Genomic DNA, 24,677 nt, shown 5'->3' with positions numbered 1-24,677 from the left:
GGTGTCTCTCTTCAAATGAGCTGCAAAGTGGGCTTGCTGTCGGGGCGGCCAAACCACCGGGAGAACAAGCCCCGGCGCGGGCGAGCGGGATCGTCCTCCGGTCGGGGCACCTCGTCGAGTTCGGCGAGTTCGACCCTCCCGTCCGGACTAAAGACGCAGGGCGTGCAAGCGACCCGCCCTCGCTCGCGCCGGGTGATCATCAGCACCGCGAACGGCGGGGCTTCAGGTCCGTCCGTCACGATCTCCATCATCTGCCGGATGTCGGTTGAACTGGGCTCCGTCGTGAATGACGGGTGAGAATGCCATTCCCCGAGGTAGTTGAACCGTTCGTAGGCCTCTCCCGTCCTGCTGAAGAAGTCGTCCAGAAAGGCCTTGTGGGCCTCCGGTCGGCGAATGAAGCAAGTCCGGTCGCCGCCATCACGCTGAACCGAGATGTCGGCGATGCGAAAGGTGTTGCGCCCGACATGCTCGCCCACGAGCACGCCGCCGATCTCGCGCCGACCCGCGCGCGCCAGTTCCGACGACAGGCGTTCGACCGTGTCGGGGTGGATCGTCAGCTTAAGCACAGAAGTCTTTCACCAGCGTCAGCGCCAACGCGAGCCCGTCGGCGTCCGTTTTGGGGTCCGCAGCCGCGGAGGGTGCGTCGGGACCGCCCAGATCGATGGCGTGGGTGTGGAGCGGCTGGGTGAAAATCCACTTCTCGCGCAGGCCGATCAGATAGGCCGAATTCGGGAAGGCGGAGGGCGATGTCTCCGCCAGCATGTCCAGGGCCATCTGAGCGGCGTGAGCGGCGATCACGGAGACATCGGTGTCGTCCGCGATCATGGGGCCAAGTTCGTCGCTGGCCTCGTAAGGACGGTCCACCCGGGGCGGCGAGACGCCTCGGTCGGCGCACCAGGCTTCGATCGCGGCCCGACCGCGTTGCGGCGACGGGTCGAGATCAGGACGGGACCTGGCGATCAGGCCGCCAAAACCACCTGCGAAGATTTCAAGCCAGAGCATCGATCGCTTGCTCATGCTCGCGATGCCGGCCAACAGGTTGAACACCGAAGGCTCCGCCGTGGCGTCGACCACGAGGTCGCATTTCTGCAGGCTGTAGAGGACGCCGTCGGCGACGCCGCTCGCCTCCTGGGCGGCCAAGCGTTTCAGATGCACCTCGACGACGGCGCCCGGCGCGACCAGGTCGATGCGCTTGGCGACCGCATTGGCCTTGTGATCGCCGACACTGGTCCAGTCGAGTTCGTTCCGGACGAGGTTCTCCGGCAGAAGCACATCGTCATCGACCAGCACCAGACGCCCGACTCCGGCGCGCGCCAGGGCGACGGCGATCTTGCTTCCGGCCGATCCGCACCCGACGATCCCGACGCTTTTGGTCGCAAGGTCCCGGTGGGAGGTCGGCAGGCGGTCTCCGCCTTGCGCCTCCACCATCGCCACGTCGTAGACCTCGTCGGAATCCGCCGCGAACAGGAGAAGCTGAGCGCCGTTGTCGTCCCAGGTCAGCAGCAGGTCGAGGAGCCCGGCGTCGTCGGACGGCGCGCAATAGCTGTGTTGATCCATGAACGCGCGCATCTCCGATGCCGTCTCCGGGCTCGGTGCTTTGACGCCCCTCGGAAGGCGCCAGACCCGCATCCCGTGGAGCGTGCCACTGCCCGACAGGGCCTTGGGTACGGACGCGTCGATCCAGTCCTCACCGTCGTCCGGGACCAGGCGGACCGGCAGGATGGAGCGACGCTTGTCGTTCTCGACCCACAGGAGTTTGCCGTTGGCCGTCCAGCCGTCCGGCAACGATCGCATCTGTTCTGCGAAGGCCTGGGTGATGACCAGCCGATGGGTGCGGGACCGCAGGGTCTGACCGATGGTCGTCTCGTGCCGGCTAGGGACCCGACCGAGCCCGCCGGTCGGCTTCGGCGCCTCGCCTGACAGAAGCCGTTCTGCGCTTTCGACCATGTGGGCGCCGGTGAGATCCGTCACCCAGTTGTCGGCGCCCCACTCCAGGCAGAGCTCACCGCCGTCGCCGTACTGATGGCCGGACCAAGACTCCCGTTCCGTTGGCAACACCGACGGCGGCGAGTGGGGAAAGGTGTGCGGGTAGCGCAGGGTGGCGTTGTAGACGCGTTCGTTCGCAGAGATCTCGATATCGACGCAGACCCGGCCGAAGCCGTCCAGTCGCGGGGCGTTGAGGGACAGCCAGTCGACGCGGCCGGCCAGGTCGCGAAGCGCCTGATGCTCCGCGCCCAACCGGGCCGCGTCGGTGAAGTACCAGATGGTCACGCGAAGCCCGCCGCCTTGCTGGGTTCGGTGCGCCGGGGGGCGAACGCATAGTCGCCGGCGGGCGCCGGGGTAGACTGCAGGAGCCCCGTGCCGGCCGTGAGGGCCTTGGCGAGCGCTTTGGACGCCTTCGCAGTTTCGTCGAGCCGGCCGGCGAGTTCATCGACGGCGACGTCGTACACAAGGCCCGCCCGTTTGCGTGTATCCCCGAACAGGCCCTGAACCGCCGGCGTGGCGGCGTCATAGGCCGCTTGGCCGATCGCCGTCTCGTCTCCGGCGCAACGCATCTGCTGCGCTTCGGAATCGACCACGTTCCGGCCGATCGCACACCGGATCATCGAGCCCTTGACGCCCAGTCGGGTCAGGGAAATCGGGCCTAGTTCGAAGCCGATCGCCAGGCCGAGACCGTGGCCCGCCTGCAGGATGTGCTCGTCTTCCAGAGCCTGGATTGCCTGATCGAAACTGCTGCGGATCCCGGCGGCGCAAAGCACCGCGGTGCTCACGCTCTCTTCCTCGTCGGTGGTCTGCGCCGTGCCTTCCCCCAGGACGCCATGCACGCAGTCTCCGATGAACCGGATCTTGCGGCCCTCGAAGTCGCTGTGGAGCACGGCGTCCATTTCGCTGCGAAGGACGTGGAGCGTGCGGACGACGTCCTTGGCGGAGTCGTCGTCGCAGACCCCGGCGGCCACGAAGTCCGTGAAGCCGTCGATGTCCGCGTAGAGGGACATCGCGTCCTGACGCCGCGAGTTCGCGGGCGACAGGAGTTCGAGGTCGAGGTTGGAGAACGGCGGCGTATGGCCCGAGAAGGTGAACTTGCCGATCGGATTGGACTCGAGGTCCGACCGCCAGGCCTTGACGATCTGATCCGCCGTCACATCCAGAGCGGCTTCGCCCTGGCTAGTCGCGACCTCCCCAGGGGGCAGGGGCGTTCTGTCTTCAACGACGTCGTCGGCGAGTTCGACGACCGCGCGAGCGGTATTCGTCAGATAGATGCCGGTCGCCGTTCCGCCGCCGGCGCGCTTCGCCGCGAGATTGGCGGGGGGCCCAGGAACAGCGGCTCGGTGTGACCGCGACGTCCGTTGCACACGGCCAGGGCGACGCCGCTGTCGATGCCCACGCGGACCTTGGCGGCCGGAATGATCTCGTCGCCTTCCTCGCCCGTCTGGGCCAGGACGTCGATGATGAGCTGCGCGATGGCGATGGCGCGGTGAATGCGTCCGGCCTCGTCGCCGTAGGGCTTGGCGACCACCGCGTGGAGGCGCTGGTTGTGGAAGTCCACCTCGATGGCCCCGACCTGGCCGAGGATGCGATGGACCGCTCGGTAGTGCAGATTGAAGAACCGGAGCGTCCGCTTGTGGCAGACGACGCCCTCGACCTCGGTCGTGCCGAGCATCTCGCTGAGATTCTTGATGTCCACATAGATGTGGACCCCATCGACCCGATAGGCCTTGGTGCGGGGCAGGGAGGACAGGTCGGTGTCGCGAACGTAGTTCTTGATCTCAACCGTCGTGACTTCTTTCAGACGCGCCGCGATCCGCTTGGCGGCACGCGCGCTGGTCCAGGTGTGGGCCGCCATGGCAGGACCCTTTCTTGAGCTGTGAATTCAGGCGATCCCCGCGTGCTGAAACGCGACGGCCGGGGGCGTCGGGATCGGGGATCGTGGGGTCGTTCAGGTCGGCGGCATGTCTTCCCTACCACTCGCGTGGCGATGAAGACCCGTTCGAGTTGAAACGACCTGAGCCCGCCCGTGTGGTGTTGTCGCCTGAGGGCGCCACAGCTAAGGATCAGACCGCCGCACTCGAACGAGTCGGTCCCGGGGGGAGGCGGCCTGCCTGCACCGGCAAAGTTCAGCCAGTCGTCTCCCTCCGTACTCGACGGCGTCGCGCCGTCGTACTCCCGGCTTACGAGGGTCGGCCACGGCCTTATCGCGGCCAGTCAGCCCTCGTTACCCCTCACTATGCGGATGGTCGGGTGAACCCGAAAACGCAGCCGCAGCTCCTCGCTAGACCGAGTCGCTGCCGGCTGGAAGGACGTTTCACACGTCCTGTTAACCCATCCCCAGAACTGAAGCGATTCGTACCCTGGGTCGAGCAAAACCCAGATGTAGCGGTGGCAAGACCACGCGACCGCACAATGATGGGGTCGAAGCGTCGCCGTTCAAGGGCGGTGGGCAAGATTTATCGCATCTGTCGACAGGCCACGGACTTGAATCCGGGTGATGCGTGGTGCTCCGTCGATAGACTGAACGTTCTTGGGTACGAATGTCGTGTGTCTGGCCAGAAGGCAGTGGCTGCTATTGGCGCGTCGGCGACATCGACCTGACAACAATCTGACTCAACGCAGAACCAGGGGGCGTGAGGAGGGTGATGATGTTCCAAGTCTGCGCATCACCGCGGGGGCAATGCGTCTTGGACCTTGCGCCGCCTCTACGAAGCTGCCGGCGCAGAACGCTTTAGGAGGCCTTAGGCGTCGGCGCCTAGCGCCGTCTCCTGTTCGACTGAGGCTTCCCCGCCGAGCGCTTCGTAGCGGCGCTCGGCAAGCCATTGGAGGCGCCGCGCTTGCGTTTGAAGCACGCGTCGAAGGCCGCCCTGGACCTTCCGCTCTGAGATTACTTGCGCCAGTCGCGAGATGATCAGGGCGCGACGCGCGATCCGGAAGTCCGGATGCGACCGCAGTTCATACACGCGATCGGAGACGATGCGCCCGCGCAGTGAGGGCGGGGGTTCGACAGCGAGCAGGCCGGGCGGGGGATCCTTCTCGTTGAGGATCGCCTTGAAATTGGAGCGCCCGACGGCCTGTTCCGTGATCAGCCGCTCTAGAGCGTCCAGGCGCTGTTTGGCGGTTACATCCTTGCCGCCGACGGCCTGAAGCTCGGGAAGGGGCCAAACCTCGATTTCGTAGACCTCGAACGGATCCAGCACCGACATAGCGACGGCGTCCGTGCGCTGGTTGGTCAGGTGCCGGCGGATGCGGGTCCGCAGCATCTCATTGGTCTGGCCCACATAGATCGGCTCGCCGTCGTAGTCGAAGAAGGCGTAGACGCCCCACTTGTAGTTGCCGACCCTGACCTTATGACCTGCAGGATCGTCAAAGGGCGTATCTAGGAAGGCGGCGAGATTGGCGCGCAGGTCCTCCGTTTCGAACGGAGGTAACTGGGAGGCGTCTCTATCCCGAGCGTCGATCGCCATGGGGGTCAGGCCGCTTTGCGCAGGGCGCTGGCCGTACCCAGCAGCGGCTCAAACACATGCTGCGCCAAGTGCCGGACCACGGGGACAGCCACGCCGTCGCCGGTCAGGTGATAGGCTTCATTGTACCGGCTGGGCAGGACATAGCTGTCGCTCAGGCCCATCAGGCGAGCGGTCTCGCGAGACGAGATCAGGCGCGAGCGGACGCGATGACCATCGACAACCATGATGATCTGTCGACTGGAGCCGCCAGCTGGGGTGCGTAGGCAGCCGGCGATGTCATCAAACCGGACCTCAGCGCGCTGAACCTTCTGGCCGGTCTCGTCAAAACGGGTTCGGCGATAGACGCCGCCGACCATACGTCGCCCGGCGCGCTTGGCCGCTTCCACCTTCGCCAAGTTCACCGGCGACATCATGTCGAGGAGCTTCTTGGTTTCGGCCTGATTGTGCCAGGGCACGCTATCGGGATTATCTTCGATGACATCGGCGAAGGTGCTAGCCCGCCGTTCAGGCGTTGGCACATTCCACCAGACGAGCTTGTCAGCCACTTCAGCCGGGAGGCTCGAAACCGCCTTCTTCAAAGCTCGGGTGTGGAAGGGTTCGATAGGCTCGGGCGATACCAGTTCTGGCGCAATCTCCAGGTCCGCACGTATGCCGATGACAAACAGCCTCGGGCGAGACTGCGGCACGAAGAGATCTGCGTTGATCACCAGGGCCCCGAACCGATAGCCGGCGTCCGCATAAGTCTTGCACATCGCTTGGAAGTCAGCGCCGCCATGGGAGGTCAGAGCGCCGCAAACATTCTCGACGGCGACCATGGCTGGCGCGCGGCCTTCGGCGGCCAGTCCGCGGATGATGTCCCAAAAGGCGTAGAAGGTGCCCGAGCGCTCTCCGGCTAGGCCTTTGCCGACGCCAGCCAGAGAGAGATCCTGGCAGGGGAAGCTGCCCCACACGAGGCCAGGGGTTCCTGGAAGATGCGCGGCTTCGAGAGCGCGAATATCGCCGACCGTCAGCTCGCCGCCGGTGCCCCAGTTGGCCTGATAGGCGAAGCCCTTCTTTGCGTCGAAGTCGTTGGCGAACAGGCAGGTCCAATCATCGCCCAGACCTGCGCGCGCCATGCCGCCGCCCGCGAAGAACTCATAGAAGGACTGGTCGACGTCTAGCGCGGCCATGCGGGTCTCCAACGCGTATTGAGATCTGCGCTCCTGCCATGAGGAGACGAGCGAGATTCGCACATGGAGACATGTTGGCGGGCCGGTGCGAGATCGTCCAGTTCTTTGTTTGTTCGCTCGCGTGTGTGCAGCTTTGTCGGCCCGTCGCGCGGAACGACTGGCGCTCAATCGCGCACCGACCGCCCTCCAACGACTTCAGCCAAACCGCCATTGGGACGCCCGGGCGAAGAGACGTCGCGGCGGCAGGGGGCGGACGTTTGCGGCCAACCTTATGGGAAAGTTCGGACGCGGACTCCAGAAATCCGCCACGCGACGTTCTCGCTGAAGGCGATATCCGCGTCGGCGAGAAAATCGCCGGGGAACCGCCGGGCTTGCATACGTGCAGCGTCCATGGCCGATACCAACCAGAAAGCCCCGTCAGGTTCGGAGTAGAGGTGGAAGTCGCCTTGAAGCGCACGACATGATGGGCAGTGGTTGGCCCAGTAACGACTGTCGGTCGTCCTGCTGAAGCCTTGTCGGTATGCAGGCTGCACGCTTTGTATGAAACCTATGGCGTCAGGCGGAAGCTGTGTGATGTATTCGGCGAACGCCCAGTCAGCGTTCCGTTCTCCCCTGCTGCCATTTGGCTGCTCATTCAGCACGAAGCCAGGCGCCATTAGGCACGCGACGGCCTGGAAGGCTTGCTTGCAGCGCCAACACTCCTCGGCGGCGGTCACAAGATAGGTTTCGCGCGACAACACTCGATATGGCTGCGCCTCTGGTTCGCCCGGCCGCCAACGCGCAAACGGACGGGGATTTACACCTGGCGGCACGTACCAAGTGCGGCGTTGAGGATTCCAGCGGGCGCCTAACCGCTTGGCGTCGTCCTTTTCGGAAAACGGAACTTCCAAATCCATGGCGCTTTTCCGGTGAATGTTTCGTCCAAGATCCGCTGTAGCGGCGGGGGAGAATACGTAGGGGATCAGATCTTAAGCGGCCGGTACGGCATCAGCTAGCGCCCGCCATCATACTCACCTGGGTCTTGGGCAGGTTCGCTTCGAGAGGCGATAGCGCGCCGCTTTCGAGATCGATGGACCGGATATGAAGGCGCAGGCCTGGTTTCATCCGCAGCGGGCCTTGGGTTGTCGGAAAGTCGGCCGTGCGAGGGTAGACGAGGTGCAACTCGCCGTGTCCGCCGAGATAGGCCTGACCATAGGCGTGCAGCTGATAGACGTCCGATTGAGCGATGCCGAAGCGGAGGCTTGGATCCGAGTTGAGGCGCTTCCATTTCGCGTCGATCACCAGGGTTTCCTCGCCACGACGCGCGACCAGATCGGGGCGAAGATCGAACCATGGACGCTCGTCGTAGCGGCACAGACTATGCGTTCGCGGCTGGCGATGGATGCGGTGATCCGGAAGCGCTCGGCGGATCGAGCGTTCGACAAAGGCTTCGAATAGCCGCTCCATCGGAAACAGCATCGAGAGCGCCAGGTCCTGCCCGCTCACAGCGAACGGAGTCCGCTCTGTTAGGATCAGTTCGCAGAGCGGCCGGACCGCGCGGTAGTGCGCCATTGTCCGGTCGTCGCGCCAGCGACTCAGATCGGACTGGACGTCGAGGCTCGGCGGGACCTCGGCCAACAACGCTGAGAGCTCCCGGGCGATCCGCCACGTGGCGGGGGCGCGGGTGAACCGTGCAATCTTATCGACCGCGGCCCGGATCGAACGGTTCTCCGGCCGATCTATCGTGAAAATGTCGTGAGAGATGTGAAAGTCGAGCAGAGCCGATGGCCCTGCGCGGAGCTGGCGCGGCAGGTCGAGACGCCCCCGCAGATAGGGTTCGCGGCTTTCCTGGCGCAGGTAGTCGGACCGCAAGCCTCGTCCGAGCAGTTGGGCGACCTGCTCGATGAAGGTTTTCGCCATCCACTCCGTGAACGGCCGATCGAGGACCTGCAGATCGGCCAGTTCGATTTCGCGCGCCGGTATGTCGTGAGCTGCCGCAATCATGCGGAAAAGCAATCGCCGGGCGGCGGGCAGAGTGTCTCCCGCCTCGGTGTGCTTCGGCAGGATCTCGAGATCGACGCCGCTTGGAAGGCGGATCACCCCCACGAGGTTTAGGACCTTCAGAGTGCGAAGGCCTTCGAACCGTACGGGACGCGCACCGGCGTCTATCTTCGCCGTTCGTTGGGCCAGCCAGGCGAAGTCCTCTGACGCCAGCGTGGCGCGGTCGAGCGTGGGTTCAACGACGTCCGTCGTCAGGGTCGCGAACTCGCGAACGCTGACGACGGTCACTTGAGCAGAATGCCTTGGTAGGCGCCGGGGCGCTCTAGAGCGCTCCAGTTCACGGCCCACGCCGGACGCATCGGGATTTCGGTCTCCGATGCGGGGAAAAGCGCTTGAGCGTCGCGCTCCCGCTCTACGACGATCCGGTCCTCAGGTTCCTTCGAGCGGTCGTTCAAGACCAGGGCGATGCGGCTCCAGTCGTCGAAGAAATACTCCTGCAGGAGTGGAATGACGCGATGGCGAAACACGTTCGCCAAATCTTTCAACGACTGGGCGCCCTCTAAGCCGGTGAAATAGGCGTGACCGATCCGGTGTTCGCGATCGAGGAGAAGCTCGATCCGGGCGTTCAGCGCCGCAAGCAACAAACCGATTTCGACGCCTTCGATTTCGAAATCCAGGAGCGTTGGATTTGGTTCGATTTCTTCAAACTCGAAGCGGCGCCTAAGCGCGATGTCCATGGTCGACAGAGACCGATCCGCCGTGTTCATCGTGCCGATCAGATGCAGCGAATTGGGCAGTCCGAAGGTCTGTTTGGAATAGGGGAGGGTGACGGTTAGCTGTTCACGCTCGCCGAGCCGCTTGTCGGGCTCGATCAAGGTGATGAGCTCCCCGAAGATGCGGGAGACGTTGCCACGGTTGATCTCGTCGATGATCAACACCCGTGGCGACGCCTGGTTCGTCGGCTTAATTGTCGCGCTAGCTAAAATCGACTGGACGATCTCGGGCAAGATATTCTTGTAGCCGTTGACGATGTACTTCTCGAGGCGAACCGTCGGAACCCTCTCGAACACGTCTCCAGCTCGGATATCGTCCAAACTGACCTTCTCGCTCCTCACCAGCTCTGCAAGCTCGTTCAATAGCAGCCATGGCAAAGGGAGTTCCGAGCCGTTTGGCTTTCGAAGCCATAGTATCTCGGACGTAGACCGCAGGACTCGGTAGTCGCGCGAGAAGACGCGCCCCGGTACGAAACCGTCGACGGCGCTCGTGGGGAGACACATTCGCTTTAGAATGCCGTCTTCGACGAGATAACGAAGCCGCCCCTTGTCATCGACCTCCGCCTTCAGGCCTTCGACGAAGTCCTCGTAACTCAGACTCTGGTGGAACGTCACGACAGCAATGGCACCCTCGTTAACCAGCTTGTCGAACCTAGCCTTCAGCGAGGCGCGATCGCCGATGTTGTCGGCATAGAACTCCGGATCGACGATGCCGAGTGCGCGGTCTATCGTCGTATAGGTTTTCCCGGTCCCTGGAGGTCCGTACAGGATCTGGTTGAGTGGAGGCCGGTTCGGGGCCTCCTGCTCCCCTGAGTTCTCGTCGATTTCGAACTCGGGGATGGTCTCGTCGGCCCAGCGCGATTTGAGCGGCTCGTGATAGAAATCGATCTGTCTGCCGACTTCGCTTTCCAAGCGCGAGCGTATCCCCAGCAGCGCTTCATCACGCTCACGCTTGGACATCGTATTGAAGCGCCGAGTGTCGACGCCGCCGAAGGATTTGAGAATCTTGCGAACCGCACCAATCGAAGCGATGCGTTCGAACTCGGCGGGATGAATGAGGTGGGGAAGAACCAGCTTGAGCTGGCGGTTGCCGTCGTCCGGAAGGTTCGCCACCCAGTCGTTGAAAATCCAAGGATCGTTAAACGTCGCGGCTCGATCGGCGCGCGGCATAGCTTTCGCCGCCTCCGTCAGGTTGATGAGGAAGCGGAGTTCGCGCCAGCGATGGTTGTTGTACCCGGGGCCGCCGGACCCGAGGCCGCCCAAAACTTCGTCCGATAGGGCGTCGGCGTCCTCGGGGAGCTCGCTTCCGGACCATCGCCAGACGGAGCAAACCAGATTGCGCTTGGACTTCGGTTTGACATTGCTAGGAAAGAGGCTGAGGGCCCAAAGCAGCTCAGCCATCAGCCGTTTCGCGCTAGGAGAGCTCGGCTCCATTTGCCCTTTTAGCTTCTCGAAGAAGACGCCTTCACCCTCGTCCGGACGGCGAACGAAGTAATCCACCACCTCGCGCACATGATCTGCGGTCCAGATCTCCTCGTTTGAGAAGATTGAGCCGTCCTCGATCAGGCAGCGCTCCAGCCAACGTCGCGCAGCTTCGAACACCGGCTCGGCATTGGCATGGTGCGGATTATAGCGTGACACGTGTTCGATCCCCCTGGCGCCGTGAGATCGAACCTTGCGGGCGCGACGAACGAAGTCAATCTCGCCGCAATTCAGGTCTCTGGGTGAACGTAGAGGCGATTGGATCCGCCCTCAGCACCCTTTGGCAGGGCTTCAAGGCGCTGCGCTGGCGTCGGCGCGCCCTGCTTGGCTGCGACTCTGGCATGATCGACCTAACGGCGCTCGCTTTCCTAAGGGGACTGCCGGAAGCCTATCGAATCTTTCGCGCTATCCGGACCGCTCCATTCTTGGATCTGCTGGTCCTGCCGCAATCTCAACCTGCGCCATTCCAGGCCGGAGAAAACGTCATCCAGGTCCCGGGAGGAGCCAAGCGGTAGCGCCGCTTCCGCCTCCAGCCAGAAGCGCTGCGCCAGGGCATCGTCCGCTTCCCAAGCCTGTCGCCACCACTTCTCCATGCCATTCCGGGCTGCCATGAGAGCGGATGCAGATGGCAAACGATCGCGCTTTGAGTTGCGATTTATGCTCGCGCGCGCCGGAAACAGATTCCACAGATCGCTGCTGGGCCATGCCGTCCAAGGCAGGCAGTGATCGATGTCAAAACCCTGAGCGGTCAGGCGCCCGCCGGTCCATATGCATTCCACCGGTTGGTTTCCGTCGATCAAGCGCCGGCCGACCTTGCGCGCGAGCGCCGTGTCGCGAACCGGATCGAGCCATTGTAGGGCAGCTTCGCATTCTCCCAGCCCGATCGGCCGTCCCATTCTGAGGGCGAAGCCCTCGATTAGACGTGCCCATTCCCTGACCAAAACTGGCTCGACCCACGCGCCTAGCCGTAGCAGGGTGCGCCAAACAGGGCCTGGAACACCAATAGAGCCGAACCCACGCAGGGTTTCGGCGTCCATGATGATTTCGCCCTGGTGTTTGGTGGAACGCGCCGGCGCTGCCTCGAAAACCGGAGCGTCGGAGTTCGGATACCGCGTGTAGCGTGCAGGCATGCGACAGATGGTGGAGCGAGCATCCCCCAGCGCCTGGGCGATGGCAGTCGCTCGATCGCCAGTGAACCGGGCACCTATGCGCAGGTCTTGGCCAACCACTTGATCGACAAGCAGTTGGCGGAATGCTGGGCCGGCGAAGCCCAGCCTCTCCGCGCCGCGATTGCCCGGCAATTGCGGCAGTTCGGCTCGAGCGAGCGGCAGGTACATACGCAGCCAGTTCAGAGCTACGGCGCCCAGTGGAACCTCGACAATGTCCGCATCCAGCCGTTCGACTGCTAGGGCCGGCGCGGTGTCGGCGATCCTCGCAAGGGAGCGCAGAAGGCCCAATTTATAGGTCGACGACTTTTCATCGTTGAGGATGATCCCCCGTATCAGGGGCAGCGCGCCTGCACCGTCGTCAGGCATTTGCAGCGCATAGGATGTCCATTGAACACCGGTGCGCCCCTGAAGGTCGGCGCTCTCGCTGATCCGCAGCATCGTCAGGCCGTGCGCGCGGGCGTGGGCCTCCATCTCGCCGCGGGGAATCGGCCACATTGGCCGGTCTGGCGCGCCCGCTCCGTCGCGCACAGTTATGAGAAGACGCCCGCCTGGTTTCAGGAGGGCGACAATCTTTCGGAAGGCGCGGCGGCGCTCGTCCGGCGGCAAGTGCATCAAGACGCCGCTGAGGAGGATGACGTCGAACGACAATCCGAGGCGGTGGGTGACGGTCAGGGCCGGCAAGTGGTCTTCGAGCCAACGGATGTCTTTGCCGGCGTGATAGGCGGCGGCAGCGCTTCTCATCGCCCGCGAGGGCTCGACCGCGACAACGTCAAAGCCGCGGCTCTTTAGCCAAGCTGCGTCACGGCCCGAGCCTGCACCGATGTCCAAAGCGAGGCGATCCAAGCCGGGCGGCAGCAAATCTAGAAAGGCGCCATGCACCTCGTCCGATTGCAGGCCCTCATATTGAGCGGCTAGCTCCGCTCCTTGGGCGTCGTATCCCGCCACCGCCCTCATTGCACCTCATCTCCGTCCCTGCACCCAACCTAGGGGAGCAGCCTTCAGTGTTCCAGCGCTTCAGATCGGAGCTGTTCAAGCTCCCACGGCCGTACGGTTTCGCCACGCATTGGCGCGAGATCCCCGCTTAATCTGAGAATGCGAACCGAGCAGATGGCCTGTCGATCAGCACCTCCAAATCGCGACTGCGCCTTTCCATGAACGAGCAGCGGCTCGTGGGCTGCTGCGCTCCCCTGGACGGAGAAGGCCTGACGGGGCTGTGTATTCTGCCCTGGTCTCTTTCAGTCACGCTTGTGCGGCCTCTCGAAAGGCGGATCTGACCGGAATCCGGTCGGCAGGGCGCAACCGCGCGCTCGAGTTTCTTCCCCGGCCGAAGGCCTCCTCGCGAAAACAAGAAAGTCTCTCTTCAGGTCCTCCGCTTCGCTGCGGGGGCTCGACTGCGCTCGCCCTGCGCGCCGACCGGCCCCCGGTCTCCCGATCGCCATCGAGGCCGCGACAGGCGTGGCCCGAAGCAAAGGAGAGACTGACATGGCCGCTATTGGAACCTTCACCGCCCAGGGCGACGGCTACTCCGGGTCGATCAAGACCCTCACTCTCGACGTCAAGGCGGCGACCTTCCGGCCGAATAAGAAGGCCGACGACAAGGCTCCAGACTACCGCATCTTCGTTGGCCAGACCGAGTTCGGCGCCGCCTGGAGGAGGACGTCCCGGGAGGAGCGGCAGTACCTCTCGGTCAAGCTGGACGACCCCAGCTTCCCGGCGCCGATCTACGCCTCCCTGGTCGAGGTCGAGGGCGGGCACAGCTTGATCTGGTCCCGCTGAACCGGAGCGGCGGCGCGTGATGCGTGCCGCCGCCCCTTCATCCGAACAACTCATCTCCGAGGAGGCCGCCATGACGCGCCCCGCCGATCCCGCTCGTCCGGATATCTACACCCGGATCACCAATCAGATCATCGACCAGCTGGAGGCCGGCGTCCGGCCTTGGACGCAGCCCTGGACCGGAGGTCATCCGGTCACCCGTCCGCTTCGCCACGACGGCACGCCCTACACCGGCGTCAACATCCTGCTGCTTTGGTCGGAAGCCTTCAGCCGAGGCTTCGCCTCGCCGACCTGGATGACCTTCCGTCAGGCGCTTGCGCTGGGCGCCCACGTTCGCAAAGGCGAGAAGGGCTCCACGGTCGTCTACGCTAACCGGATCGTGCGCACCGAAACCGACGAGGCGGGCGATGAGGTCGAACAGCGCATTCCGTTCCTGAAAGCCTACACTGTCTTTAACGTCGAACAGATCGACGATCTGCCGGACGCTTGCCGGCCGACGCCGCCGGAGCCGATCAATCCCGACAAACGGCTGGAAAGGATCGAACGCTTTTTCGCAGGGCTGGAGGCCGACATCCGTCATGGCGGATCGGCGGCCTATTACGTCCCGGCGTCGGACCGGGTGCAGATGCCGCCGTTCGAGACCTTCCGCGACGCGGGCGCCTACTACGCCACTCTTGGCCATGAGTGCGTCCACTGGACGGGCCATGAAACACGGCTGGCCCGAGACTTCAGCCGCTCGGCTCAGGCCTACGCCCGCGAGGAGCTTGTCGCCGAACTGGGCGCCGCCTTCCTCTGCGCCGACCTGGAACTGGAACTGGAGCCGCGTGAGGACCACGCCGCCTATCTCGGCCACTGGCTCGACGTGCTGAAGGCCGATAAGCGCTTCCTGTTCTCCGCGGCGGCGCATGCGCAGCGTGCGGTGGCCTGGCTGCATGAAGCGCATCCCTAACGTGCCGGTTTCCTCGTTTTGAGGTTTGAGCCGCGTCCTGATCGGGCGCGGCTTTTCCTTTGTCTGGGGCCGCTGCCGTTGGGGCGGTAGGTTCCGCCTCGGGCCGGCGGGCAGGCGGGCGGGGTGGAACGTCGGGACGACGGCTGGGCCCTCCCGTAGGCCTACGGGGCGAAGCGGTTGGAGGTCTAGGGCAGGATAGGCTTTGCGCCGGCAATGTCTGACAGAGCCCTTTGCCCATGGACCGCTTCACTGTTCGCCTTCCGCCCGATCTGGCTCGCCGCTTCGATGCGGCGGCGAGCGCGTGCGGCGGGCGGTCGAGGCTGTTGAGGCGGCTGATCGAGGCCTCGGCCGGAGATGGGGATCCGCGTTCCGGACCGGCGTCGGCGGAACCGCTGACCGGAAAACTGACCCTAAGGTTGGGCGCTACCGATCTCGCCGCCGTAGAGGCTGAGGCGACGAGGGTCGGCCTGTCGCGCACTCAGTGGGTGGTCGCCCTCGTGCGCCGGCGGCTCCACGGCCAGCCGCAGCTTTCGCCGGGGGAGGCCGCCGCCTTCATCGAGGTGCAGCGCGACCTGCGCCGGATCGGCGTGAACCTGAACCAGATCGCCCGGACGGTGAACGCGACGGTCCCAGGAGGGCGGGCGCCTGATGTCGAGCTGGATCGCGTCCTCGCCTTTGCAGAGGAGGTCAGGGGCGGCCTGTCGGGTCTGCGGCGGGCGTTCGAGGGCAACCTCGACTACTGGTCGGCCGGCTCATGACGGACTTCCGGCCGCCTTCGGGTTTCGAGGATGCGCTGCGGCCGCCGGTCCAGCCGGCGCGGGCGCGGATCACGCGGTCGGTGCTTGGGCGGGCGGGAGGGGGACGCGGCGAGGGCGCGCGGGCGACGCTCGCCCGCGTGGCGCGGCGGGCGCCGGAGGCCATGGTCAAGATCACCGGCAAGACGCATGACGCCGGTCATCTCGCCCGGCACCTCGACTATATCTCCCGCAATGGACGCCTGTCCCTGGAAGGCCCGGACGGCGAACGGCTGAAGGGGCGCGCCGAGGTGCGGACGCTGGCGGACGACTGGGCGGGAGAGTTAGCGGCGGAGCCTATGCGGCGGCGAGCGGCGGTCTCGATGTCGATCGTCCTGAGCATGCCGGCGGGCACGGAGCCGTTTCGTGTGGAGGACGCGTCGCGGGCCTTTGCGGAGCATGTGTTCGGCGAGCGCTTCTCTTACGTCTTCGTCCTGCACGACGAGGACCGGCATCCGCACGTCCACCTGACGGTGAGGATGTCAGGCCGTGACGGCGCGCGGCTGAATCCTAGGAAGGCGGATCTCCAGAGGTGGCGGGAGGTCTTCGCTGAAGCCCTGCGAGAGCGCAGCGTCGAAGCGGAGGCGACGCCGCGACGGACGCGGGGCGTGGTGCGCAAGGCGGAGCGGACCTCTGTTCGCAAGGCGCGACAGCGGTTTGAAGCGGGAGCAGGGCCCCTGCCCAAGGTGCTGGCGGGAGCCTTTCGCGAGGCAGCGCGCGGGGAGGGCGAAGGGGCGGTCTGGGAGCGTCAGGCGATCGAGCGTCAGCGCTTCATCCGGCGAGCCTATGTGGCGGAGGCTCTGGCGCTCGCTCGTTCCGATGATCCGCAGGACCGTGAACTCGGACGTTCGGTCGAAGCCTTCGTCCGCGGTCTGCCGAAGCCTGAGACCCGGCGGATGCGGCTGCGCGACGAGATCGTGGCGGTCCGGGACCGCGCCAGCGGCGGAGCGACAAGGTCGCCTGAGCCCGGTCCTCGGGGCCGGTCGCGTTGAGGCGATGTCAGGCGGGACGGGCCGCCTTCAGTTCAAGGCGGAGGGCGCGCTGGATGCGCACGGCGTCGGCCTCATAGACGCCGGCGTCGTCGGCGTAGGCGCGCCAGGCCGAGACCGGAGCGCTGACTTCCTCGACCAGGGCGAGGGCTCTTCTGCGGCTGAAGCCGCAGTAGCCTCCGAATGCGACGAGGTCCTCCAGGTCGAAGTCGTCGCGTTTGCCGTTCAGGCTCATCTGATGCTGCCGGGTCCAGGGGCCCGAGGGGTTGTAGGCGTAGGCCACGTCATAGGCGGGGGAGAGCCGCCAGGCGCCGGTGCGGTCCATCAGGAAGGCGATGTTCTTGACGTGGTCGTCCTGGTTGCGGATCAGGATGTTGAAGACCGCGCGGCGGAACTGCTGTTCGATGTCGACCGCCGGCAGGCCGAGCCTGCGGATCGTCTCGACGGCCTGTTCGTAGGCATAGGCGCCGGCGGCGTTGAAATCGAAATGACGGATGGCCGCCAGGGACTGCATGTGCAGCTTGTCTCCCGTGGCCCTTCGGTCGAAACGGCGGGTCATGAAATGGCTGCGGCCGCCCTCCTGGTGGAGGCGGCATTCGGACATGTCGACGCCGGCGTCGGCCGCCATGCGCGAGAAGGCGTATTCGATCAGGCCGAAGCCCTGCGGATCGGCCAGTTCCTTGTCGCGGTTGTTGCTCACCCCGTCGAACTTGATCAGCCAGTAGGTGAAGCCCGCATCCGCCGGGAGTTGGCCGGAACGGAATTCGCCTGTGGCCTCATTCCAGGCGAGCACCGCCTTGGCGCAGGCTCCGCCGGCCGAGGTGCCGACGCGCAGGATCTCTTCCAGCGTATCGCGGTCGTCCTCGCCGGACAGGACGCCGTGCAGGTCGGCGCGGGCGTCGAGGACCTGGTTGGCGAGGTCGACGAGGGCGTCGATCTGGATCGGGCGCGAGCGGCGCTCGGTCTTGAGGATGGTCGGGTGGAACTCGAGCGCGCCCATGCCGCGCGTGCCGATGTAGCAGAGGCGTTCCACCGGATTGAAGCTGGCGGCGTCGCGGCCTTCGCGTGCGAGCCAGGCGTCGATCAGGGCGTTGCCGTACTTGTCGGGAAGGGAGTCCGCCAGGAGGCCGGGCAGGCCCTTGAAGGCGTCTCGCGGCAGTTCTGGAAAGGCGTAGGGCGCCGCGTTCAGCGGCATGACGAGGGGCGCCAGCTCCACGCCGCTGCCGAGGAAGTCGGGCATGTACTGGAAGACGGCGTGGCCGCGCGCCTCGACCCAGCTGACGGCGCCGATGTCGGTGCCCCACAGGCGGACGACGGCGTCGGTCATGACTGGTCGCCCCAGGCCCAGCGGGAGGCGGGCGGGGGCGAGGCGGCGGGCGCCGCCCGCTTACGCTCCCGGCCGGCCGGGCGCACCCGTTCGACCGGGCGGATGTCCAGGGCGGGCGTCAGGGCGTCGAGGCGGCCGGCGATCTGCAGGGCGTCCATCACGCGGATGAGGTTGTCGAGGGAGATGTTCTTTCCGTCTTCCAGGCGGCGCAGGGTGCTGAGCGACAGCCCCGCCTCCGTCGCGAGTTGCGCTTGGGTGAGGTTCCGGCTGAGGCGTTCAGCCGCCAGTCCACGACCCAGACGCTCGGCCTGGCGATCGATTTCCGCCTCGGCGATCGGCATGCAATCCTCCATATATGAACGATTGTCACTCGTGAGATATGATATCGTCTATATATGGACGATTGTGAGGAGCCAAGATAGGGTGGACTGTTATTGTTCACATATGACCATTAATGTCATGTAAGTCGCATAATGGTTCATATGTAGATGTTTATGGGTCAGCGATCCCTATCCCGTCTCCGCGTCTGACCAGCCTCGCGTTCGAACCGCCGGCCGGCATCGAGGTGACGGATGACGCGGGCGACGGCGCGCCGCATCAGGCGGTCCCGGGCGGCGGGGTCCTTGATGAGGCCGCCAACAGCGATGGCGACCTGGGCCATGCGCGTCGGCGCCTGGGTTTCAGCCCGGATCCGGTCTTCGTCCTTCCGGGCTGTCTTGCGGGGCGGGGTCTTACGTTCCGCCGCCTGGCGGTCGATCTCCCGGGGACGATAGCCCCGCACCTGGAGGTCGAGAGCCTGGGCCTGGACCCAGACCTCCCTGCGGAAGGCCTGATCGCCGCTGACGACGATCTCGCGCCAGCCGCGATGGTCGGCGATCCGGAGCATGTCCCTGACCACGTCGGGATAGGGCTCGCGCGCGGTGAGGCGCCGGCCGTGATCCCGGAAAAGCGCCTCGCCGTTCCGGTTGTCCCGGTGGAAGCGTTCGGCCCTGCCTCTCCGGTCGTGCTCGACGAGGTATTTCGCGTCCAGCCCCTCGGGCAGGTCGCCCTTGCGGCGCGAGACCGGGGCCTGCTTCCGGGCGCGGCCGGGAACGGGGCTGAGCGCGTTCTCCGTGTCGCGAACGGGGGGCGCTGCGGCTTTGTTTCCAACCATCAGCCTCTCCCCTCGGCGCGGTCTCGCGGGGCGGCCGCATGGTCGATGAGGGCGTCCACCCAGGCCGCGACCTGAGCCTCGTCGGCCCCATGGCCGGGAGGCAGGGGCGCGCCCTCCTGCTTGAGCGAACGGACCAGGCCTTCGAAGCTCCAGTCGTCGTTTTCTGGGGCCGGGCCCGGGGAGGGCGGCGCTGGAGAAAGCCGGGGCGCTGGCGACGCAGGAATGGGCGGAACGTCCGGAGGCGCGACGGGCCGGCGTTTCAGCTTGCGGTGGGAGAAGAAGCGAAGCTTGCGGCCGAGAATGGGCGGCAGGCCGGCCTTCAGGACGATGAGGGCGTCGGCGTTCATCTGCATCAGCTCCTGGGGCAGCATCAAAGAGCGCCTCTGGTCGGACTGGGTGATCGAGCGCTTTCCGGCGCCCAGCATGGCGGGCCGGCTGCGGGACAGAGCGGCGTAGGTATAGGCGCCGAGCCTTTCGCTGAGGTCCCGGGCCGTCTTGAGCTCCTTGGGAGCGAATGCGACCTCGACGGTGCAGTTGGACATGATCTCTTCGGCGACGTCCGGCCCGTAGATGGCCCGGAGCTGGGCGGGGCTCTGCAGGACGGGCAGGAGGCGCAGGCCATAGCCGGCCACATAGGCGAAGGCCCGGGCGAGGACGCCGGCGTGGCCGAGGCGGGCGAACTCATCGAGCAGGACCAGGACCTCCAGCGGCTCGGCCCGGCGATCCGGCAGACGGCGGGTGTTGAGGTCCACGAGCTGCTGGAAGAAGAGGCTGTAGAGCGGGGCGCAGCGCGCGACATTGTCGGGGGAGACGCCGAGGTAGATGGAGATAGGGCGGGTTCTCAGGCTTCTCAGGTCAATGTCCGAGGACGCGGTCGCGGCGTCGACCAGAGGGTTCAGCCAGAGCGCCATGCGCGCCGTGATGGTCTGTTTAATGGAGGCGAAGGTGTTCTCGCCGGCCGTGGCGAAGTCGAGGAGGGCGGCGACGCAATAGGACGACAGGGGGCGTTCGGAGCCAGCGCGCGCCTCGACCAGGGCGGGAAGGCGCCGGCGGGGATCGCCGCCGGTGAGCTGGCGGAAAATCTCGCCCAGGGTGAAGGGCAGGTCGGGCGTTTCGGCCACATAGGCGCCGACGCCTATGAAGCCGGTCCGCGCCGCCTCGTTCCAGAAGGGATCGGCGTGCTCCGGGGCCGGGAAGAGCATGGTCGCGATCTTCTGGAGCTCGTCGAGGGTCTCGACCGGATTGCGCCGGTTGATGTGGCCGAGCGGATTGTAGCGCGCGGTGCGCCCCTGCGGATCGAGCGGATCAAAGCGCCAGACCGTCTGGCCGCAGCCGGCGCGGTAACCGGCGGTCGCGGCCCAGTTCTCCTGCTTGACGTCCAGGACCACGACCGATCCCGGCCAGGTCAGGAGATTGGGAATGACCACGCCGACGCCCTTGCCGGTCCGGGTCGGGGCGTGGAGGAGGACGTGCTCGGGACCGTCGAAGACCAGGGGACGGCCTTTCGCCTGGCCGATGACGATGCCCGATCGCGCTCGCAGCCCGGCCCGGCTGATTTCCGCGCCGTTCGCCCAGCGCGCGGCGCCGTGGAGAGGGCGGCGGCGTGAAAGGGCGGCCGCTGCGGCCAGGACGATGAGCAGGAGTGCGCTGGAGCCGGCGCCGAAGCCCAGCCATCGCGAAAGCTCGGGATCATGGCGCGATCGCCAGACCCAGGCGGGAAGCCGCGCCCAGTCGAGATCCGGCGCGAGTTGTCCCGTGCCGGCCAGGGCGATGATCAGGGTCAGCGTCGCGCCGGCGCCGGCAAGGGCGAGCCCGGCGACGGCCCAGGCCGCGGTCCTAGCCGCGGGCGAGGCGTTTGCGAGCGGGGTCATGCCAGACCTCCGTCATGCGGAAGCGGCCGTCGACCTTCTTCATCTGGACCACCACATCCACCATCAGGTGCAGCAGGCTTCGGATGTCCTCGCGCGGCAGGTCGCGGCCGCCTTCGGACTCGCGCACCAGAAGGGTGAGTTGCTCGAAGGCCAGGGCGGCCGAGTCCGCATGGACGGTGGTGATCGAGCCGGGATGTCCGGAGTTGACGGTGCGAAGGAAGAAGAAGGCGGCGGCGCCGTCGCGCAGTTCCTGAAGCAGAATCCGGTCGGGACGCATGCGCAGGGCGCTCTCTAGCAGGACCCTGGGACCGGTCCTGGCCAGACCCTGGCCGTCCTTGGCGTAAAGGAGATGGACGGCGTTGCGATGGGGGACCGTCAGTTCGCGCGTATCCTCGATCGTCAGCAGCCGCTCATGGAGCGGGATGAGATCGACCAGACCCTTGGCGAAGGTGGTCTTGCCCGAACCGGTGGCGCCGGAGATGAGGATGTTGCGGCGGCTCTCCACCGCCAGCCGGAAGAAGCCGGGCCAGTCTCCGGCCTGCCTCAGGGCGATCAGGGCGGCGTCTGTTTCGTCGATCTCGTGGCCGCTCACGGTTGTCGCCGCTGCAAACAGGCCCGCGGCTTCGAAATTCTCAAGCCCCATCCGGCGGCTGGAAGGCTTGCGGATCGTCAGGGAGATCATGCCGCCCGGGACGGCGGGGGGAAGAAGGATCTGGCAGCGCTCGTTTCCGGGCAGGACGGTGGAGCAGATCGGGTGTTCGGCGTCGACGTCCTGCCGGGTGAAGGCCGCCGCCGCGACTGCGAGCGTATGCAGCCAGGCTTCGGTCAGCTCCGGAATCGCGTGCCAGCGCCACCGGCCGGCGGCTTCGACCCCGACCTCACCCGGGCGGTTGACCACCACCTCCGTGACCGCCTCCGGCTCCAGGAAGGGGCGCAGCGGGGCGAGATAGTGGTCGAGAACGGCGGTGTCTTCCATCAGCGCGGCCGAAGGCGATAGACATCGGCGAAGTTCAGGTCCTGGGCCACGAAGATGGAGACCTCGGACCCCTGCGCCTTGCGCAGGGTCGGCGGGATGGCGACAGAGTTCTGAAGGGCGATGGCGGCGGCGTCGGACGGGACCCGTGCGGCGGACTGGAAATCCTGTCCCCGGCCGGCTGCTGCATAGACGCCGTCATCGACGATCGACAATAGAAGGGCGCCGCCGAAGCGGTCCCAGAAACGGGTGTCGATCTCGCCGTCGAAGCCGGAGCGCCCCAGGGCGTCGGCCGCCGGCGAGGCCAGGGCGACCGCCACGCCCGACGGGGTGACGGCCCGCGTCCACAGGACGAAGAGCCGGCGACGACCGGTTTCCAGCCCGCCGCGATACTCGCCCAGAACCCGCGTTCCGCGCTCCATCAGGACCACGGTCCCATTGTCCGAATAGACGTCGCGGGACACCAGGCAGCTGACGTAGCCCGGCGTGGCGCTGTCCATGGCGGTCTGCAGCACGCAGGGCAGGCTGGTCCCGGCGGTGATCAGGAGGTTGCGATCGGGGAGGCGGCCCGCCCGGGCCTCGCCGATCGGGCTGAGGCGGCGAAGCGCATCGAGCGGGGAGGGGGGCTGCGGGCTGGCAGTCTGTTGGGGTAGGCCGTGTTCGGGGGCGGGGGACGCCCGGCCGGAACGGCTATAGGCCAGCAGCGGCGCTCGCCGGGCGCTCTCCGCCAGGGCGCGCCGTTCGTCCGCCGTCGAGGTCGCGGGGTTAGCCCTGTCGTGAGAAGGCGCGATCGCCGGCAGGACTTCACTCTCGTCAGTCAGCGGCGCCGCATGGGGATTTTCGGCGTCGCCGATGAGCGGCGGAGGCTCGGGGCGACGGGCGGGTTCGAAGGGCGCGCCCTGACGGGCGGGCTGGTCCGCGGCCGGTGATTTCCGATCCCGGGCGTCGCCCCGGTCCCAGGTCGCGAAAAGGAAGACGCCGCAGCCGGCGGCCAGGGCGGCGAGCGTGATCATCCGCCCCTGGCGTCCGCCGAGGCGTCCCGCGATGGGAGATATCCCCCGGTCCTGACCGGTCGGAGGACTGTCGTGGCGGTCCAAAGCCTCGAGCGGCGGGGTGGGATCGGCGGTCATGACCGGCCTCCGGTGAGATCGCGTACGACCGTCGCAGAGGCCGTGCCGGTCGCCGCAGCGAGGCCGCGAGCATCCCAGGCCTCATTGAAGATGCACAGGACCGAGGCGCCGCGGCGCAGTCGCAGGCCGCGCGCGGTGCCATGGATGACCACGAACTCTCCACGGACGTCATAGGGGATGAGCCGTTCGCCTCCGTCCTCGGCCACTTCGAATATGGCCGGAAGGGCCTGGGCGCCAGGGAAGCGCAGAAGGGTGAAGCGGCCGTTGTCGCTGACCTCGCTGGGCTGAATCCGGCTGTCGCCCTGGACCGAATAGGCGAGATTGCGCGGCCCCTGGATCGCGCCCTGCTGAAGTTCGAGGCTGACGAGGCTTTCCTCCGCGAGATCGGCGGCCCGCGCCAGGCTGGCGGCGGCGCGGGCCTCATCGTCGTCGGGGTAGAGGAAGCGGATCTGATAGGCGATCGACGAGCGCGCGCCCGGGTCGCGCGCGACCAGTTCGAAGGCGTAGTGGCGGGCCTGTCCCGCGCGTTCGGTGACCACCAGGAGATTGGTGGGCTGGTGGCGTTCGCGCGGCTTGAGGAAGAGGACCGAGCCTTCGGCGGCGACCTCCCAGGCCAGGCTGTCGCCTATGGCGACGTGCCGGATGGTCTCCTCGGGCGAGAAGAGGATCTGGGTCGCGATGCGGAAGGCCCCCGCCACGCGATAGACCTCGCCAGGGGCGTAGACGACCTCGCGCATGCGGGCGTCCGGCGTCTCCTGGGCGAGGACAGGGCCGGCGAGCGCCAGGGCGCCCAGGCTGATGGAAAGGGCGAGAGCTTTCATCGGATGACCTCCGGGTCGGCGCGATAGGAGACGACCTGGAAGCCGAGGGGATTGCGCAGCCGGTCCGCCTCCGTCATCGGCGCGCGGGTCCAGGTGAAGGCTATGGTGGCGATCCAGTCGCTCTCGACGGCCTGCCGGGCGTGTCGGACCGTGCGGCGGAAACGGACATTGGCGACATCGTCATTGATGAAGCCGATGGCGCGGATGGCGACGACGGCCTCGCCGTCCGGTCCATAGAGGTTCTGCGGGCTCTGAGGATTGGAGCCGCGGTAAAGCTCGGACCAGCGCGCCTGTTCGCCGGGCGCCGAGAGGACGGACACCATGCGGAAGGCGTCCTCGGCGGCCGGGTCGAGATAGCCCTCTCGGGCGCGGACATACTGGGCCAGGAAGTATTTGCTGACGGCCTCGTCGTAGCGCGCCGGGCCCTGGTCTGCTGAAAGGCCCCTGACCACGTCCACCGCCCCGGTCGACTGATCGACGCGGATGACGAAGGGTTCGGTCGTCTTCAGCGGCGTCAGGGCGATGACGGCCAGGCTTGAAGCGGCGGCGAGAAGCGTGGTCGCGCCCGCTGCGATCCAGGCGAAGCGGCGCGAGCGAAGGGCGGAGGACAGGCGGTCCTGATCCCAGCGTCGCGCCTCGGCGAAGTAGCGCTTCAGGTCGTCAGAGGGGACGCCGGTCATGCACAGCCTCCGGATGGTGGCGTCCCGGCGTCGGCGGTCGCCATGGGGACGGCGGCGGGGGAGAGGATGGAGCCGTAAGGATTGGCCGGACGTCGGGCTGCGCCGTCGCAAGTCGGCAGCTTCGGGGCGGGCAGGGAGGCGCAGCCGCTGAGGGCGCAGACAGCGAGAAGCAGAAGGCGAAGAGGCAT

23 protein-coding genes are annotated in these 24,677 nt (G+C 66.3%); 4 read left to right on the top strand and 19 right to left on the bottom strand.

All coding sequences use genetic code 11. The annotated features are described in order from the left end of the window. Nucleotides 1-11: 11 nt before the first annotated feature. The 10 genes from PIB44_RS11805 to PIB44_RS11760 form a co-directional block, all read right to left on the bottom strand. Nucleotides 12-566, bottom strand: coding sequence for a Mov34/MPN/PAD-1 family protein (locus PIB44_RS11805; protein WP_278069531.1), 555 nt, complete (start codon nt 564-566; stop codon nt 12-14). Continuing rightward, nucleotides 559-2,271 carry a ThiF family adenylyltransferase gene (locus tag PIB44_RS11800; RefSeq protein ID WP_278069530.1) on the bottom strand — a complete coding sequence of 571 codons (1,713 nt, stop codon included), beginning with the start codon at nt 2,269-2,271 and terminating at the stop codon, nt 559-561. The genes PIB44_RS11805 and PIB44_RS11800 overlap by 8 nt, the downstream gene beginning before the upstream one ends. Beyond that, a complete protein-coding gene (locus PIB44_RS11795) occupies nt 2,268-3,143 on the bottom strand; it encodes an adenylate/guanylate cyclase domain-containing protein (protein ID WP_278069529.1) in 876 nt (291 codons plus the stop codon). The genes PIB44_RS11800 and PIB44_RS11795 overlap by 4 nt, the downstream gene beginning before the upstream one ends. A 107-nt stretch (nt 3,144-3,250) precedes the next feature. Further along, complete coding sequence (locus PIB44_RS11790; protein WP_278069528.1) at nt 3,251-3,844, bottom strand: hypothetical protein; 594 nt, start codon at nt 3,842-3,844, stop codon at nt 3,251-3,253. An 886-nt stretch (nt 3,845-4,730) separates the two neighbouring features. Then, nucleotides 4,731-5,456: a GIY-YIG nuclease family protein gene (locus PIB44_RS11785; protein WP_278069527.1), complete on the bottom strand. Its 726-nt coding sequence runs from the start codon at nt 5,454-5,456 to the stop codon at nt 4,731-4,733. A 5-nt stretch (nt 5,457-5,461) separates the two neighbouring features. Continuing rightward, entirely contained in the window at nt 5,462-6,625 is a 1,164-nt protein-coding gene (locus PIB44_RS11780; protein WP_278069526.1) for a DNA cytosine methyltransferase, read from the bottom strand. Between the two features lie 269 nt (nt 6,626-6,894). Then, nucleotides 6,895-7,521: a DUF5710 domain-containing protein gene (locus PIB44_RS11775; RefSeq protein ID WP_278069525.1), complete on the bottom strand. Its 627-nt coding sequence runs from the start codon at nt 7,519-7,521 to the stop codon at nt 6,895-6,897. 91 nt (nt 7,522-7,612) lie between these two features. Further along, nucleotides 7,613-8,893: an McrC family protein gene (locus PIB44_RS11770; protein WP_278069524.1), complete on the bottom strand. Its 1,281-nt coding sequence runs from the start codon at nt 8,891-8,893 to the stop codon at nt 7,613-7,615. Continuing rightward, entirely contained in the window at nt 8,890-11,019 is a 2,130-nt protein-coding gene (locus tag PIB44_RS11765; protein ID WP_278069523.1) for an McrB family protein, read from the bottom strand. Before PIB44_RS11765 ends, PIB44_RS11770 begins: the two co-directional genes overlap by 4 nt. A 209-nt stretch (nt 11,020-11,228) precedes the next feature. Further along, nucleotides 11,229-12,974: a DUF8808 domain-containing protein gene (locus tag PIB44_RS11760; RefSeq protein WP_278069522.1), complete on the bottom strand. Its 1,746-nt coding sequence runs from the start codon at nt 12,972-12,974 to the stop codon at nt 11,229-11,231. A gap of 537 nt (nt 12,975-13,511) precedes the next feature. Here PIB44_RS11760 and PIB44_RS11755 point away from each other — a divergent pair. From PIB44_RS11755 to PIB44_RS11740, 4 genes are all read left to right on the top strand, one after another. Then, nucleotides 13,512-13,805 (top strand): DUF736 domain-containing protein, encoded by a 294-nt coding sequence (locus PIB44_RS11755; protein WP_278069521.1) that lies wholly within the window; start codon nt 13,512-13,514, stop codon nt 13,803-13,805. Nucleotides 13,806-13,875: 70 nt separating this feature from the next. Further along, a complete protein-coding gene (locus PIB44_RS11750) occupies nt 13,876-14,751 on the top strand; it encodes an ArdC family protein (RefSeq protein ID WP_278069520.1) in 876 nt (291 codons plus the stop codon). 236 nt (nt 14,752-14,987) lie between these two features. Continuing rightward, complete coding sequence (mobC, locus tag PIB44_RS11745; RefSeq protein ID WP_278069519.1) at nt 14,988-15,509, top strand: plasmid mobilization relaxosome protein MobC; 522 nt, start codon at nt 14,988-14,990, stop codon at nt 15,507-15,509. Beyond that, complete coding sequence (locus tag PIB44_RS11740; protein WP_278069518.1) at nt 15,506-16,537, top strand: relaxase/mobilization nuclease domain-containing protein; 1,032 nt, start codon at nt 15,506-15,508, stop codon at nt 16,535-16,537. The genes mobC and PIB44_RS11740 overlap by 4 nt, the downstream gene beginning before the upstream one ends. Nucleotides 16,538-16,544: 7 nt before the next feature. On the opposite strand, the gene PIB44_RS11735 is transcribed toward PIB44_RS11740, so the two are convergent. From PIB44_RS11735 to PIB44_RS11695, 9 genes are all read right to left on the bottom strand, one after another. Then, nucleotides 16,545-17,861: a type II toxin-antitoxin system HipA family toxin gene (locus PIB44_RS11735; RefSeq protein ID WP_278069517.1), complete on the bottom strand. Its 1,317-nt coding sequence runs from the start codon at nt 17,859-17,861 to the stop codon at nt 16,545-16,547. Beyond that, a complete protein-coding gene (locus tag PIB44_RS11730) occupies nt 17,858-18,202 on the bottom strand; it encodes a helix-turn-helix domain-containing protein (RefSeq protein ID WP_278069516.1) in 345 nt (114 codons plus the stop codon). Before PIB44_RS11730 ends, PIB44_RS11735 begins: the two co-directional genes overlap by 4 nt. A gap of 158 nt (nt 18,203-18,360) precedes the next feature. Further along, nucleotides 18,361-19,014 (bottom strand): LPD7 domain-containing protein, encoded by a 654-nt coding sequence (locus PIB44_RS11725; protein ID WP_278069515.1) that lies wholly within the window; start codon nt 19,012-19,014, stop codon nt 18,361-18,363. Then, nucleotides 19,014-20,885 (bottom strand): type IV secretory system conjugative DNA transfer family protein, encoded by a 1,872-nt coding sequence (locus PIB44_RS11720; RefSeq protein ID WP_278069514.1) that lies wholly within the window; start codon nt 20,883-20,885, stop codon nt 19,014-19,016. The genes PIB44_RS11725 and PIB44_RS11720 overlap by 1 nt, the downstream gene beginning before the upstream one ends. Beyond that, nucleotides 20,851-21,861 carry a P-type DNA transfer ATPase VirB11 gene (gene virB11 / locus PIB44_RS11715; RefSeq protein ID WP_278069513.1) on the bottom strand — a complete coding sequence of 337 codons (1,011 nt, stop codon included), beginning with the start codon at nt 21,859-21,861 and terminating at the stop codon, nt 20,851-20,853. The genes PIB44_RS11720 and virB11 overlap by 35 nt, the downstream gene beginning before the upstream one ends. Next, on the bottom strand, nt 21,861-22,988 hold the full coding sequence (virB10, locus tag PIB44_RS11710; protein WP_278069512.1) for a type IV secretion system protein VirB10: 1,128 nt from the start codon (nt 22,986-22,988) through the stop codon (nt 21,861-21,863). Before virB10 ends, virB11 begins: the two co-directional genes overlap by 1 nt. Then, on the bottom strand, nt 22,985-23,809 hold the full coding sequence (locus PIB44_RS11705) for a TrbG/VirB9 family P-type conjugative transfer protein (RefSeq protein ID WP_278069511.1): 825 nt from the start codon (nt 23,807-23,809) through the stop codon (nt 22,985-22,987). Before PIB44_RS11705 ends, virB10 begins: the two co-directional genes overlap by 4 nt. Then, nucleotides 23,806-24,489 carry a VirB8 family type IV secretion system protein gene (locus PIB44_RS11700; RefSeq protein ID WP_278069510.1) on the bottom strand — a complete coding sequence of 228 codons (684 nt, stop codon included), beginning with the start codon at nt 24,487-24,489 and terminating at the stop codon, nt 23,806-23,808. The genes PIB44_RS11705 and PIB44_RS11700 overlap by 4 nt, the downstream gene beginning before the upstream one ends. Further along, on the bottom strand, nt 24,486-24,677 hold the full coding sequence (locus PIB44_RS11695) for a hypothetical protein (protein ID WP_278069509.1): 192 nt from the start codon (nt 24,675-24,677) through the stop codon (nt 24,486-24,488). Before PIB44_RS11695 ends, PIB44_RS11700 begins: the two co-directional genes overlap by 4 nt.

The organism is Brevundimonas sanguinis, assembly GCF_029636725.1.
Lineage (GTDB): Bacteria > Pseudomonadota > Alphaproteobacteria > Caulobacterales > Caulobacteraceae > Brevundimonas > Brevundimonas sanguinis.
Note: the sequence above shows the minus strand (reverse complement) of the source record. Positions and strands in the feature narration are given on the sequence as shown.

Coding starts and splice junctions, on each gene's coding strand:
- PIB44_RS11790 (WP_278069528.1), bottom strand. CDS start 3,844: ATGGCGGCCCACACCTGGACCAGCGCGCGTGCCGCCAAGCGGATCGCG.
- PIB44_RS11785 (WP_278069527.1), bottom strand. CDS start 5,456: ATGGCGATCGACGCTCGGGATAGAGACGCCTCCCAGTTACCTCCGTTC.
- PIB44_RS11780 (WP_278069526.1), bottom strand. CDS start 6,625: ATGGCCGCGCTAGACGTCGACCAGTCCTTCTATGAGTTCTTCGCGGGC.
- PIB44_RS11775 (WP_278069525.1), bottom strand. CDS start 7,521: ATGGATTTGGAAGTTCCGTTTTCCGAAAAGGACGACGCCAAGCGGTTA.
- PIB44_RS11755 (WP_278069521.1), top strand. CDS start 13,512: ATGGCCGCTATTGGAACCTTCACCGCCCAGGGCGACGGCTACTCCGGG.
- PIB44_RS11750 (WP_278069520.1), top strand. CDS start 13,876: ATGACGCGCCCCGCCGATCCCGCTCGTCCGGATATCTACACCCGGATC.
- mobC (WP_278069519.1), top strand. CDS start 14,988: ATGGACCGCTTCACTGTTCGCCTTCCGCCCGATCTGGCTCGCCGCTTC.
- PIB44_RS11740 (WP_278069518.1), top strand. CDS start 15,506: ATGACGGACTTCCGGCCGCCTTCGGGTTTCGAGGATGCGCTGCGGCCG.
- PIB44_RS11735 (WP_278069517.1), bottom strand. CDS start 17,861: ATGACCGACGCCGTCGTCCGCCTGTGGGGCACCGACATCGGCGCCGTC.
- PIB44_RS11730 (WP_278069516.1), bottom strand. CDS start 18,202: ATGCCGATCGCCGAGGCGGAAATCGATCGCCAGGCCGAGCGTCTGGGT.
- PIB44_RS11725 (WP_278069515.1), bottom strand. CDS start 19,014: ATGGTTGGAAACAAAGCCGCAGCGCCCCCCGTTCGCGACACGGAGAAC.
- PIB44_RS11720 (WP_278069514.1), bottom strand. CDS start 20,885: ATGACCCCGCTCGCAAACGCCTCGCCCGCGGCTAGGACCGCGGCCTGG.
- virB11 (WP_278069513.1), bottom strand. CDS start 21,861: ATGGAAGACACCGCCGTTCTCGACCACTATCTCGCCCCGCTGCGCCCC.
- virB10 (WP_278069512.1), bottom strand. CDS start 22,988: ATGACCGCCGATCCCACCCCGCCGCTCGAGGCTTTGGACCGCCACGAC.
- PIB44_RS11705 (WP_278069511.1), bottom strand. CDS start 23,809: ATGAAAGCTCTCGCCCTTTCCATCAGCCTGGGCGCCCTGGCGCTCGCC.
- PIB44_RS11700 (WP_278069510.1), bottom strand. CDS start 24,489: ATGACCGGCGTCCCCTCTGACGACCTGAAGCGCTACTTCGCCGAGGCG.
- PIB44_RS11695 (WP_278069509.1), bottom strand. CDS start 24,677: ATGCCTCTTCGCCTTCTGCTTCTCGCTGTCTGCGCCCTCAGCGGCTGC.